The organism is Pseudomonas sp. P7779, from assembly GCF_013386315.1.
Lineage (GTDB): Bacteria > Pseudomonadota > Gammaproteobacteria > Pseudomonadales > Pseudomonadaceae > Aquipseudomonas.
The window spans coordinates 1-12,197 of the sequence record NZ_JACARZ010000158.1 but is presented as its reverse complement, the minus strand read 5'-3'; the positions used below and the strand labels follow the sequence as shown (position 1 = coordinate 12,197).

Genomic DNA, 12,197 nt, shown 5'->3' with positions numbered 1-12,197 from the left:
ACCCAAATAACGGATATGTACTCACCCCAGGGTCCGTAACAAAACCGTCATCCCCCTGGGCTAGGCTCGCGGGCTTGAATGCCCCCGAGTCCCAATCCATGTTCAAAGGCCTCCTATACGCCGCGCTGCTGTTCACCCTGACAGCCCACGCCGAACCCTGGCCGGAGAAGGAATGGTCCCAAGGCCAGCCCCTGACCGGCCCGGCCGCCAAGGCCTTGGATGACTACGCCTTCCCACCCCGCGATGACACCACCCGCAAAGGCGTCCGCACCGACGCCTTGCTGGTCATCCGCGACGGCCAGATCATCTACGAACGCTACGCCGCCGCCATCACCGCCAGCACCCCGCACCTGACCTGGTCCATCAGCAAAAGCCTGATGGCCACCGTGCTCGGCGTGGCCTTCGGCGAAAACCGCTTCAAACTCACCGACCCCGCCGCGCGCTTTTACCCGCCGATGAAACAACACCCCGGCGTGACCATGGCCGACCTGCTGCACTGGGCCTCGGGCCTCGACTGGCAGGAAGACTACGAATACGCCCCGCTGAAATCCTCGGTGGTCGCCATGCTCTACACCCGCGGCCACCACGACATGGCCGAGTTCGCCGCCGACACCGCAACCTACAGCGCCCCCGGCCAGGCATTCCGCTATTCCAGTGGCGACAGCAATATCCTGTCCGCCACCCTCAAGGGCATGCTCGGCCACAAGGCCTACGTCGACTACCCATGGACCGCCCTGTTCCAGCCACTGGGCATCCACAACGCCACCTGGGAAAGCGATGCCGAGGAAACCTTCGTCGCGTCCTCATATGCTTACCTCACCGCCCGCGACCTGGCCCGTGTCGGCCTGCTGATGCAGCGCGACGGCCGTTGGGGCGAGCAACAGTTGCTGCCCAAGGAGTGGGTCGCGTTCAATCGCCAACCGTTCGACAAGTACAAGGCGGGCCAGGACGAAGCCGTTCCGGGCGGCCAATGGTGGCTCAACCGCGAAGTGCAGGGCGCCGCCAGACCCTGGCCGGACGCGCCCGCCGACACCTTCGCCGCCCTCGGCCACTGGGGGCAGGCGCTCTACGTGATGCCCGAAAAACAGCTGGTCATCGTGCGCTACGGTGACGACCGCGACGGCAGCTATCGCCACAACGAACTCCTCAAGCGCGTCCTTGCAGCGGTGCAACCATGATCCGCCGTCATCCCTTCGTCAGTCTGTTGATCCTGCTGTTACTCGTGTTGCTCGGCTGGGTCTGGCACGAGCGGGTCAACCTGCAAGCCTTCCCCGACATCATCGCGGCCTACACCGCCAAGGAGTACTGCTCCTGCCGATATGTGGAGGGCAATCCCGCTGATTATTGCCAGGGTTATGTGAAGCAATACGTGCCCACCAGCGCCTTCACCGACAACCCTGAAAAACACCTCGTGACCGCCAGCGGCCTGGGCCGCGCCCACAGTGCCCAATGGCTGGGCCAGCGCGAGGGCTGCCGCCTCTTGCCCTAATGCAGCCACAGGTGGGGCTGAGGTTCCACAGGGTGGAACCACCTTTGATTGTTCTCCTGCGCACATCGCGGTTATCTGGCGGTGTGCAACGAAAAAGAACGGGAACACCCGCCTGCGAGGAGAATCACCATGAGCCCACACCAGCACATCCTGGATTGGCTGAGCGATGTCGCCAGCGACCTGCACGCCGTGCGTCAGGACATTCACGCCCACCCCGAACTGGGCTTTGAAGAAAACCGCACCTCCGCCCTCGTGGCGCAATCGCTGCGTAACTGGGGCTACGAAGTCCACACCGGCATCGGCCAGACCGGCGTGGTGGGTGTGCTGCGCAATGGCAGCAGCTCGCGCAAGCTCGGTATCCGCGCCGACATGGACGCGTTGCCGATCATCGAAAACACCGGCGCCAGCTACAGCAGCCAACACGCCGGCTGCATGCATGCCTGCGGTCATGACGGCCACACCACCATGCTGCTGGGCGCCGCGCGTTACCTGGCCGCGACCCGTCAATTCGACGGCACCCTGAACCTGATTTTCCAGCCCGCCGAAGAAGGCCAGGGCGGCGCCGAAGCCATGCTCGCCGACGGCTTGCTGGAGCGGTTTCCCTGCGACGCATTGTTCGGCATGCACAACATGCCGGGCTTGCCCGCCGGCCATCTGGGCCTGCGCGTTGGACCGATGATGGCCTCCCAGGACCTGCTCACCGTGACCCTCGAAGGCGTCGGTGGCCATGGCTCCATGCCGCACCTGACGGTCGACCCGCTGGTGGCCGCCGCCAGTATGGTCATGGCATTGCAGACCGTGGTGGCGCGCAATATCAATGCCCAGGAAGCCGCCGTGGTGACCGTCGGTGCCCTGCAAGCGGGCCAGGCGGCCAACGTGATTCCCCAGCAAGCACTGTTGCGTTTGAGCCTGCGTGCCCTGGATGCAAACGTGCGTGAACTGATGCTGGAGCGGGTCAAGGCGATCATCCTGACCCAGGCCGCGAGCTTCGGCTGCACCGCGCAGATCGAACATCGCCCGGCCTATCCTGTGCTGGTCAACCATCCCGAAGAAACCGAATTCGCCCGCCAGGTCGGCGTCGCCCTGCTGGGTGAAGGTGCCGTCGACGGCAACACCACCAAGCTGATGGGCAGCGAAGACTTCGCCTGGATGCTGCAACGCTGCCCCGGCAGCTACCTGTTTATCGGCAACGGCGTGTCGCGGCCGATGGTCCACAACCCCGCCTATGACTTCAACGACGACATCCTGTTGACCGGCGCCGCCTACTGGGGCGCGCTGGCCGAGAGCTGGCTCAAGCCCGCCTGACGACCTCTTTTTTCTGCCGCTGGACCCTTTTCCGACTGGTTGAATGGAGTGTTCCCATGCAGGCTTCAAAACAAGGTGTATCCCGCACCCGCCAGGTGGTGGCGGCGGTGATCGGCAATGCGCTGGAATGGTATGACTTCATCGTCTACGGCTTTCTCGCCAGCATTATCGCCCGGCAGTTTTTCCCCTCGGAGGATGAATACGCCTCGCTGCTGATGGCCCTGGCCACCTTTGGCGTCGGCTTCTTCATGCGCCCGGTGGGCGGGATTCTGCTGGGCATGTATTCGGACCGCAAAGGCCGCAAGGCTGCGATGCAACTGATCATCCGGTTGATGACCATCTCCATCGCCCTGATCGCTTTCGCCCCCAGCTATGCTGCCATCGGCATGGGCGCGCCGATGCTGATCGTGGTTGCGCGCATGCTCCAGGGCTTTGCCACCGGCGGTGAATACGCCAGTGCCACGGCGTTCCTGGTGGAGAGCGCGCCGGCCCATCGCAAGGGCCTGTACGGTTCCTGGCAGTTGGTGGGACAGTGCCTGGCGGTGTTCGGCGGCGCGGCGATGGTGGCGTTGGTCACGCACTTCTTCGAGCCGCAAACCCTTGAAGTCTGGGGCTGGCGCCTGCCGTTCATCTTCGGCTTGCTGATCGGCCCGGTGGGCTTGTGGATCCGCCGGCACATGGAAGACCCCGAGGAATTTATCGAGGCACGCAAACAGGCCAAGGGTGCGGCGCCGAGCTTGATGGACGTCATCCGCGACCACCGCCGCAGCATCTTGGTATCGATGGGCCTGGCCTGTGGTGCAACGGTGTCGTTCTACGTGGTGCTGGTGAACATGCCGACCTTCGCCCACAAGAACCTCGGCCTGCCGTTGGACCAGGTGTTGATGGTGCAGATGTTCGCGGTGGCGCTGATGACCGTGGTGATTCCGCTGTCCGGCCTGCTGTCGGATCGGTTCGGTCGGCGCCCGGTATTGATGGCGTTCACCCTGGCGTTTTTTGTGATGGTGTACCCGCTGTATGTGTGGGTCGCGGCGGCACCGTCCATCGAGCGTTTGCTGGTGATGCAGGTGATGTTGTGCACTGCCATCGGCGGCTTTTTCGGCCCGGCGCCGACGGCCCTGGCCGAGCAGTTTCCCATCGAAGTACGCTCCACCGGGGTGTCGGTGGCTTACAACGTGGCGGTGATGGTATTCGGGGGCTTTGCGCCGTTGATCGTCACCTGGCTCAGCAAGGTGCTGGGCACGCCGGTAGCCCCGGCATTTTATGTGCTGTTCGCTTGCGTCCTGACGCTGCTGGGCACTTACTGCATGCATGAGGCGCCACAGGCGAAACGACCGGCGCCGTTTTCCAGCGAGGTGAAACCTTGAGTATTGTTGAACTGGATGCCATCGAACTGTCTCGGGCGATCCATGCGCGGCAGGTGTCCTGCCATGAAGTGATGCAGGCGTATCTGGCCCAGGTCGAACGCTTCAACCCGACGGTGAATGCGCTGGTCTCGCTGCGCTCCCATGAGGACGTGCTGGCCGAAGCGGCGCAGCGTGATCGCGAGTTGGACCAAGGCCAATCCCGTGGCTGGATGCACGGCATGCCCCAGGCCATCAAGGACCTGGCGGCGACCCAGGGCCTGCGCACCACCCTCGGTTCGCCGCTGTTCGCCGAGCATGTTCCTCAAGAAGATGCGATCAGCGTGGCGCGGGTTCGGGCCAGTGGCGCGATCATCATCGGCAAGACCAACGTGCCGGAATTTGGCCTGGGCTCGCAGACCTACAACAGCGTGTTCGGCACCACCGGCAACGCCTATGACCCGCGCCTGGTGGCCGGTGGCAGCAGCGGCGGCGCGGCGGTGGCGCTGGCATTGCGCATGCTGCCGGTAGCGGATGGCAGCGACATGATGGGCTCGCTGCGAAACCCTGGGGCATTCAATAACGTATTTGGCCTGCGTCCGTCCCAGGGTCGGGTGCCTCACGGGCCGGCGCCGGAGCTGTTCGTCCAGCAACTGGCCACGGAAGGCCCGATGGGTCGCAGCGTGGCGGATGTGGCGCGGCTGCTGAGTGTGCAGGCCGGCTATGACCCTCGGGTGCCGCTGTCGCTCAAGGAGGATCCGGCGGTGTTGGGTGAGCCATTGCAGCGCGACTTCAAGGGTGCACGCTTGGGCTGGCTCGGGGATTACAACGGTTACCTGCCGATGGAAGACGGCGTGATGAGCCTGTGCGAATCGGCCCTCAAGGACTTCGCTGCGCTGGGTTGCGAGGTCGAGCACTGCCAACCGGAATTTTCTCTGGAACGCCTGTGGCAGACCTGGCTGGTGCACCGCCATTGGCTGATCCAGGGCTCCCTCGGCGCGGCGTACACCGACCCGCAAAAACGTGCACTGCTCAAGCCGGAGGCGCAATGGGAAGTGCAGGGCGGATTGCAACTGAGTGCGGCGGACGTTTACCAGGCTTCGATCAACCGCAGCGACTGGTACCGCGCCCTCGGCAAACTGTTCGAACGTTACGATTTCCTGTTGCTGCCCACCGCCCAAGTGTTCCCTTTCGATGCACAACAAGCCTGGCCACGCCTCGTCGCAGGGCGCGAGATGGACACCTACCATCGCTGGATGGAAGTGGTGATCGGCCCCACCCTGGCCGGCCTGCCGAGCATGAACGTGCCGGTGGGTTTCAACCCCCGGGGCTTGCCCATGGGCCTGCAGATCATCGGCCCGGCCCAGGCGGACAGGACAGTGTTGCAACTGGCGTACGCCCACGAACAACTGACCCGCTGGGTGCAGCGGCGCCCACCCGCTTGCCTCTCGGCGACCGGTTGAGCCGCGACGGGCCTGTATCTTGCTGTGAAATCAGATCATCCATCGGCATCAAGGAGATCGACACATGGGCAGCGACGCCGAGACGGGAACCGTACGCTCAGTAGGGCGGGCACTGGCGATCATCGAATTGCTCGGCGAGCATCAGGCGCTGGGGCTGGAAGAGTTGCATTACCTGACTCACCTGCCCAAGGCCACGGTCTCGCGGATGCTGCTGACCTTGCAGGAACAGGGCTGGATCTATCGTGGGCTCAGCGACCGGCGTTACCGCCTGCGGGCCAGACGGTTGTTCGGCGACACCCAGCAACGCTTCAAGCGCCAACTGGTGGAAAGCGCCGCGCCGTGGCTGCTGGACCTCAGCGAGCGCACCGGCCTGGTGGTGGACCTGTCGAGCTTCGACGGCGAACGCCTGGAGGTGATGGAAAGCGCGATCCCCACGGTGCTGCGCAAGCTCTACCCGAACAATTGCCAGATCGTCGGCCAGCACGCCAGCCTGTTTCATTCGGCCATGGGCAAGGCGTGCCTGGCGCAATTGTCGGCGGATGAAGTGCAGCGCCTGGCCGGTCGTGAGCATGTGGCGGAAGACGATCAATACCGGGCGTGTGAACAATCCCAGCACCAGGGGTTTGGCCAACGCACCGAAGGCTATTGGGAATATCCGGTGCGCCTGCCGTTCCTGATTCGCGCGGTGGCCTTGCCGGTCCGGGCCAATGGCCGGTTGGTGGGCAGCATGGCGCTGCATTGGCCGATGGATCAGGCACCGGTGGAACGGGTGCTGAGCCTGCACCTGGCCAGCCTGGAGTCGACGATTCGCGATGTGCAGCAGGCGTTGGCCTGACCACCGTTCCCCCGTAGGAGCGAGCTTGCTCGCGAAGAACTCACAGGCACCGCGTTCATTCAGAATGCCCGCGTCATCGTTGGCAACCTTCGCGAGCAAGCTCGCTCCTACAGGAGGTCTTTGTTACTGTTCGCCCAGGTTTTTTGCCCCAAGAGTCTTTATGTCCCTGTTCAAACCCATGGCCTTCCTGCTGCTGGCCGCTGCCGCCGTGCCTGCCCATGCCGACTGGTACCTGGACAACGAGTCCTCGCGCCTGTCGTTCGTCACCACCAAGAACACCGACATCGCTGAAGTGCAGCGCTTCCTGGTGCTGCATGGCAAGGTCGACAGCAAAGGCGCGGCGCAGCTGGAAGTCGAACTGGAGTCGATCAACAGCGGCATCCCGCTGCGCGACGAGCGCATGCGCAATGAGCTGTTCGAGATCAAGACCTTCCCGGACGCGGTGATCAATGCGCAGATCAACCTGCAACCGATCAACGACCTGGCCCCCGGCGCGCAATACGAGCTGCGCCTGCCGCTGTCGGTGACCCTGCACGGCAAGACCCAGGCCTACAGCACCGAATTGCTGGCGACCCGCCTGGATGACCGACGCTTCCAGGTGGTCACCCTGGAGCCATTGGTGGTGCACGCCGAGGATTTCGATTTGCTGCCGGGGGTAGCCGCATTGCGCAAGGCCGCCGGGCTGTCGCAGATCAGCCTGTCGGTGCCGGTGGGTGCGGTACTGATTTTCACGGCGCGATGACATGAGCGGCGCAGTGTTCCCGTGGCGCAGCGCCAACCGTTTCGAGCTGATGGTCGACGGCCCGAGTTTCTTCCCGCGCATGCTGGAAGGTATCGCCCAGGCTGAGCAACAGGTGGCGCTGGAGCTGTATCTGGTGGAGGCGGGCGCGTGTGCCGAGGCGATGGTTCAGGCCCTGGTGGCGGCCGCCGAACGTGGCGTGCGCGTACGTTGCCTGTTCGATGACTACGGCAGCCTGGCGTTTACCCTGGGCCTGCGTCGGCGGTTGATCGACGCAGGGGTGGACCTGCGATTCTACAACCGCCTGAGCTGGCGCCGCTGGATGCGCAACCTCTATCGGGACCACCGCAAGCTGTTGTTGATCGACCAGACCATCGCCGTGGTCGGCGGCACCGGCGTGACGGATGAATTCTGGACGCCCGGGGAAGACACCGCCGATTGGCACGAAGTGATGGTGCAGATTCGTGGCCCGCTGGTGCTGGATTGGCAGGCGTTGTTCGACCGTCAGTGGCTGGCGAACGACGATCGTAGAGCCTGGAAACCGGCCACGCATTTTGGCCTGCCACGCTTGCCCAAGGTGCCAGCGACAGGACCGGGGCTGGGGCGTGTGGCCTATGCCGACGCCCGCCAGCATCGGGATATCTTGCAGTCACTGATCCGTGCGCTGAACAGCGGCCACCAGCGTATCTGGCTGGCCACGCCGTATTTCCTGCCGACCTGGAGCGTACGGCGTGCCCTGCGCCGGGCGGCGGGGCGCGGGGTGGATGTGCGTTTGCTGTTGACCGGGCCACGTACCGATCACCCGTCGGTGCGGTATGCCGGGCACCGTTACTACCCGCGTTTGCTCAAATCCGGGGTGCAGATCTTTGAATACCAGCCGTGCTTCCTGCACTTGAAAATGGTGCTGGTGGATGATTGGGTGAGCATTGGCTCGTGCAACTTCGACCACTGGAATCTGCGCTTCAACCTGGAAGCGAACCTGGAAGCGTTGGACCCGGAATTGACGTTGGCAGTGGTGGCGAGTTTCGAGCGGGATTTTGCCCTGAGCCAGGCGGTGAGCCTTGAGGCATGGCAGTCGCGGCCGTTGTGGCGGCGGGTGAAGCAGCGGGTGTGGGGGTGGATTGATCGGTTGGTGGTTAACCTGCTGGACCGCCGCGGATAAGCCAGAACACCCCAATCAAATGTGGGAGCGGGCTTGCTCGCGAAAGCGGTGTGTCAGTCACCTGATGTATCAACTGATCCACCGCATTCGCGAGCAAGCCCGCTCCCACATGTTGACCGAGCAAGACGTTAGAGCAGTTCGAAGCTCTGCTGCTTCACATCCTGCGAATCCAACCCGATCTGCACATTGAACTCGCCCGGCTCAGCCGCAAACTTCAGCTGGGTGTTGTAGAACTTCAAGTCTTCCTCGGTGATGGTGAAGTGCACCGCGCGCTCTTCGCCCGCCTTGAGCATGATCTTCTGGAAGTTCTTCAATTCCTTCACCGGGCGGATCATCGAGCCGGCCACGTCCTGGATATACAGCTGCACCACGGTTTCGCCATCGACCTTGCCGGTGTTTTTCACCACCACGGTGGCGTCGAGCTTGCCGGTCTTGTTCAGGGTGGTGGACGACAGCGCCATGTCCGACAGGCTGAAACTGGTGTAGCTCAAGCCGTAACCGAACGGAAACAGCGGCCCGGTGGTGTCATCGAAGTACTGCGAGGTGTAGTTGCCCGGCTTGCCCGGAGTGAACGGCCGGCCAATGCTCAGGTGGTTGTAGTAGGTCGGAATCTGCCCCACCGAACGCGGGAAGGTGATCGGCAGCTTGCCCGACGGGTTGTAGTCACCGAACAGCACGTCAGCGATAGCGTTGCCGCCTTCGGTGCCGGCGAACCAGGTTTCCAGGATTGCGTCAGCCTGTTCGTTCTCCTCGACAATCGACAGCGGACGGCCGTTCATCAACACCAGCACCAGCGGTTTGCCGGTGGCTTTCAAAGCCTTGATCAGGTCGCGCTGGCTCTGCGGGATGTTCAGGTCGGTGCGGCTCGACGATTCGTGGGACATGCCACGGGACTCGCCCACGGCGGCCACGACCACATCGGCGCCTTTGGCGGCCTTGACGGCTTCGTCGATCATGTCCTGGGACGAGCGCGGGTCATCCACAACTTCCGGGGCATCGAAGTTCAGGAAGTTGAGGTAGTCGACGACTTTCTTGTCGTTGGTGATATTGGCGCCACGGGCATAGATCACCTTGCCCTTGTCGCCGATCACGGCGTTCATGCCGTCCAGCAGGGTCACCGATTGTGCGGGTTTACCGGCAGCGGCCCAGCTGCCCATCATGTCGATCGGCGCCTTGGCCAGCGGGCCGACCAGGGCGATGGTCGCGTCCTTTTTCAGCGGCAGGGTGTTGTTCCGGTTTTTCAGCAGCACCTGGCTGCGGCGCGCCACGTCACGTGCGTCGGCGCGATGCAGGCGGCTTTCGGCGTAGGTGTCGGCCGGGTCATCCTCGGCCTTGCCGATGCGCAGGTACGGGTCGGCGAACAGGCCCATGTCGTACTTGGCGCCGAGCACTTCGCGTACGGCGTTGTCGATGTCGCTCTGTTCGATCTCGCCGGACTTCAGCAGGCCGGGCAATTCCTTGCCGTAGAGCGAGTCGTTCATGCTCATGTCGATGCCGGCCTTGATCGCCAGCTTGGCGGCTTCACGCCCGTCCTTGGCCACGCCGTGCTTGATCAGCTCGAAGATCGCACCGTGGTCGCTCACGGCCAGGCCCTTGAAGCCCCAGTCCTTGCGCAGCAGGTCGTTCATCAGCCAGGTGTTGGCGGTGGCGGGTACGCCGTTGATCGAGTTCAGCGCAACCATCACGCCACCGGCGCCGGCCTTGATGGCGGCGTGGTAGGGCGGCAGGTAGTCCTGGTACATCTTGACCGGGCTCATGTCGACCACGTTGTAGTCGCGACCGCCTTCCACCGCGCCATACAGGGCGAAGTGCTTGACGCTGGCCATGATGCTGTCGGCCTTGGCCGGGCTGCTGCCCTGGAAGGCCTTGACCATCACTTCGGCAATGCGCGAGGTCAGGTAGGTGTCTTCGCCAAAGCCTTCGGAGGTACGGCCCCAGCGCGGGTCGCGGGAGATGTCGACCATCGGCGCGAAGGTGATGTCGAGGCTGTCGGCGGCAGCTTCCTGGGCGGCGATGCGCCCGGAGTGGCCGATGGCGTCCATGTCCCAGCTGGAAGCCAGGGCCAGGCTGATGGGGAATATCGTGCGGTGGCCGTGGATCACGTCATAGGCGAAGAACATCGGGATCTTCAACCGGCTGCGCATGGCTGCGTCCTGCATCGGACGGTTTTCCGGGCGGGTTATCGAATTGAAGGTGCCGCCGATGCGACCGGCGGCGATTTCCTTGCGGATCAGTTCGCGGGGCATTTCGGGGCCGATGCTGATCAGGCGCAATTGGCCGATCTTCTCATCAAGGGTCATCTGCTTGAGCAGGTCACTGACGAAGGCGTCCTTGTCCTTGAGCACTGCGGGCTTTGTTTCGGCTAATACGGAATGAGTGGCCAAACTGACAACAAGGCCCAGCAAACACAGCTTCTTCATGAAAATCCTTTCTCGCAGCCTTGGGACCGGAGAGCGTCTATTGTTGTTCGGGTGTTGTTCAGATAAATACCGCACACTTCTGAACTCTTATTGGCGCTGGGCATCTTTTAGCTGATTGGCACGATGCAATCCAGTGGGTGGTGGCGGATTATGCCCTAAGCCCGTGGCTAACGCGTCAGTCGGTAAATTTCATAGGTTTGGCAGGAGAAACACCATGCAAGCAGCACAAGGTTACCGTTGGGGCTGGAAGGCCGTGGCATTGATACTGGTGAGCACCGTGCTGAGCGGTTGCGGCATCAACAAGATCCCGACCCTGGACGAACAGGCCAAGGCGGCCTGGGCCCAGGTGCAGAACCAGTACCAGCGGCGCGCCGACCTGATCCCCAACCTGGTGGAAGTGGTCAAGGGCTACGCCGCCCATGAACAGGACACCCTGACGGCCGTGATCGAAGCGCGGGCCAAGGCCACCTCGATCCAGGTGGACGCCAGCACCCTCGACAATCCCGAGAAACTCAAGCAGTTCCAGCAAGCCCAGGACGGTTTGAGCGGTGCACTCAGCCGTTTGATGGTGGTGTCCGAGCGCTACCCGGACCTGAAGGCCAACCAGAACTTCCTGGCCCTGCAATCGCAGCTTGAAGGCACCGAAAATCGCATCGCCGTGGCCCGCCGCGACTTTATCCAGGCAGTGCAGGCCTACAACACCGAGATCCGCACCTTCCCTGGCCGCCTGTGGCACAGCGTGATGTACAGCGACTTGCCGGTCCGCGCCAACTTCGAGGCCACCAGTGCCGATGCCGATAAAGCGCCGCAAGTGAAATTCTGATGGGCAAGCGCGCTTGGCTGATGGCGGCGGTGCTGCTGGCCTTCAGCCTGACCGCCCAGGCCGCCCTGAATTTCCCGGCCCTGACCGGACGGGTGGTGGACAACGCCCAGATGATCGACCCGGCCGTGCGTGCGCAGCTGACCCAGCAGTTGCAGGCGCTGGAGCAGACCAGCGGCGACCAGATCGTGGTGGTCACCGTGCCCGACCTGCAAGGCGTGCCCATTGAAGACTTCGGTTATCAACTAGGCCGCGCGTGGGGCATCGGCCAGAAGGGCAAGGACAACGGCGCCCTGCTGATCGTCGCCCGGGATGAGCACAAGATTCGCATCGAAGTGGGTTATGGCCTGGAAGGCGTGCTCACGGATGCGCAGTCCTGGGTGATCATCAACCAGGTGATCGCCCCGGCGTTCAAGGCGGGCAACTACAGCAAGGGCATCAGCGACGGCGTGGCGGCGATGCTGCAGGTGGTGGGCGGCGATCCGCTGGCCGTACCGGCGCATGTGTCCGAGGCCAACTTCGCCAAGCAAAACCCGGGCATTTCCATTGGCCTGTTCATCCTGTTGCTGGCAGTGTTGTGGCTGTGCAATCGCATGGGCCTGCCCGTTGGCGCTATCCTGC

11 protein-coding genes are annotated in these 12,197 nt (G+C 63.3%); 10 read left to right on the top strand and 1 reads right to left on the bottom strand.

Annotated features, from left to right (window positions below; genetic code table 11):
- Window positions 1–98 precede the first annotated feature (98 nt).
- From HX869_RS30285 to HX869_RS30250, 8 genes are all read left to right on the top strand, one after another.
- A complete protein-coding gene (locus tag HX869_RS30285; protein WP_178904113.1) occupies window positions 99–1,178 on the top strand; it encodes a serine hydrolase in 1,080 nt (359 codons plus the stop codon).
- Complete coding sequence (locus tag HX869_RS30280) at window positions 1,175–1,489, top strand: amidase (RefSeq protein ID WP_177021695.1); 315 nt, start codon at window positions 1,175–1,177, stop codon at window positions 1,487–1,489. The genes HX869_RS30285 and HX869_RS30280 overlap by 4 nt, the downstream gene beginning before the upstream one ends.
- Before the next feature lie 129 nt (window positions 1,490–1,618).
- Entirely contained in the window at window positions 1,619–2,794 is a 1,176-nt protein-coding gene (locus HX869_RS30275) for a M20 aminoacylase family protein (protein ID WP_008430881.1), read from the top strand.
- A gap of 56 nt (window positions 2,795–2,850) precedes the next feature.
- Window positions 2,851–4,161, top strand: coding sequence for a citrate-proton symporter (locus HX869_RS30270; RefSeq protein WP_178904112.1), 1,311 nt, complete (start codon window positions 2,851–2,853; stop codon window positions 4,159–4,161).
- Window positions 4,158–5,600, top strand: coding sequence for an amidase (locus HX869_RS30265; protein WP_178904111.1), 1,443 nt, complete (start codon window positions 4,158–4,160; stop codon window positions 5,598–5,600). The genes HX869_RS30270 and HX869_RS30265 overlap by 4 nt, the downstream gene beginning before the upstream one ends.
- 64 nt (window positions 5,601–5,664) lie before the next feature.
- Entirely contained in the window at window positions 5,665–6,435 is a 771-nt protein-coding gene (locus tag HX869_RS30260) for a helix-turn-helix domain-containing protein (RefSeq protein ID WP_003209157.1), read from the top strand.
- Window positions 6,436–6,595: 160 nt separating this feature from the next.
- Window positions 6,596–7,177, top strand: a complete 582-nt coding sequence (locus HX869_RS30255; RefSeq protein ID WP_102606428.1) for a YceI family protein — start codon at window positions 6,596–6,598, stop codon at window positions 7,175–7,177.
- Window position 7,178: 1 nt separating this feature from the next.
- Window positions 7,179–8,336, top strand: a complete 1,158-nt coding sequence (locus tag HX869_RS30250; RefSeq protein ID WP_003209153.1) for a phosphatidylserine/phosphatidylglycerophosphate/cardiolipin synthase family protein — start codon at window positions 7,179–7,181, stop codon at window positions 8,334–8,336.
- Window positions 8,337–8,464: 128 nt separating this feature from the next.
- Here the strand turns inward: HX869_RS30250 and bglX are convergent, their stop codons facing one another.
- The gene (bglX, locus tag HX869_RS30245) at window positions 8,465–10,756 is read right to left on the bottom strand and encodes a beta-glucosidase BglX (protein ID WP_008430891.1); all 2,292 of its coding nucleotides are present in this window, start codon (window positions 10,754–10,756) and stop codon (window positions 8,465–8,467) included.
- A gap of 214 nt (window positions 10,757–10,970) precedes the next feature.
- Between bglX and HX869_RS30240 the strand changes: the two genes are divergently transcribed.
- Both HX869_RS30240 and HX869_RS30235 read left to right on the top strand, forming a co-directional pair.
- Complete coding sequence (locus HX869_RS30240; RefSeq protein ID WP_003209150.1) at window positions 10,971–11,579, top strand: LemA family protein; 609 nt, start codon at window positions 10,971–10,973, stop codon at window positions 11,577–11,579.
- Window positions 11,579–12,197: YgcG family protein (locus HX869_RS30235; protein ID WP_178904110.1), on the top strand; the 619-nt coding region annotated here is incomplete at its 3' end. The genes HX869_RS30240 and HX869_RS30235, both read left to right, overlap by 1 nt.

Coding starts and splice junctions, on each gene's coding strand:
- HX869_RS30280 (WP_177021695.1), top strand. CDS start 1,175: ATGATCCGCCGTCATCCCTTCGTCAGTCTGTTGATCCTGCTGTTACTC.
- HX869_RS30270 (WP_178904112.1), top strand. CDS start 2,851: ATGCAGGCTTCAAAACAAGGTGTATCCCGCACCCGCCAGGTGGTGGCG.
- HX869_RS30240 (WP_003209150.1), top strand. CDS start 10,971: ATGCAAGCAGCACAAGGTTACCGTTGGGGCTGGAAGGCCGTGGCATTG.
- bglX (WP_008430891.1), bottom strand. CDS start 10,756: ATGAAGAAGCTGTGTTTGCTGGGCCTTGTTGTCAGTTTGGCCACTCAT.
- HX869_RS30255 (WP_102606428.1), top strand. CDS start 6,596: ATGTCCCTGTTCAAACCCATGGCCTTCCTGCTGCTGGCCGCTGCCGCC.
- HX869_RS30285 (WP_178904113.1), top strand. CDS start 99: ATGTTCAAAGGCCTCCTATACGCCGCGCTGCTGTTCACCCTGACAGCC.
- HX869_RS30275 (WP_008430881.1), top strand. CDS start 1,619: ATGAGCCCACACCAGCACATCCTGGATTGGCTGAGCGATGTCGCCAGC.
- HX869_RS30260 (WP_003209157.1), top strand. CDS start 5,665: ATGGGCAGCGACGCCGAGACGGGAACCGTACGCTCAGTAGGGCGGGCA.
- HX869_RS30250 (WP_003209153.1), top strand. CDS start 7,179: ATGAGCGGCGCAGTGTTCCCGTGGCGCAGCGCCAACCGTTTCGAGCTG.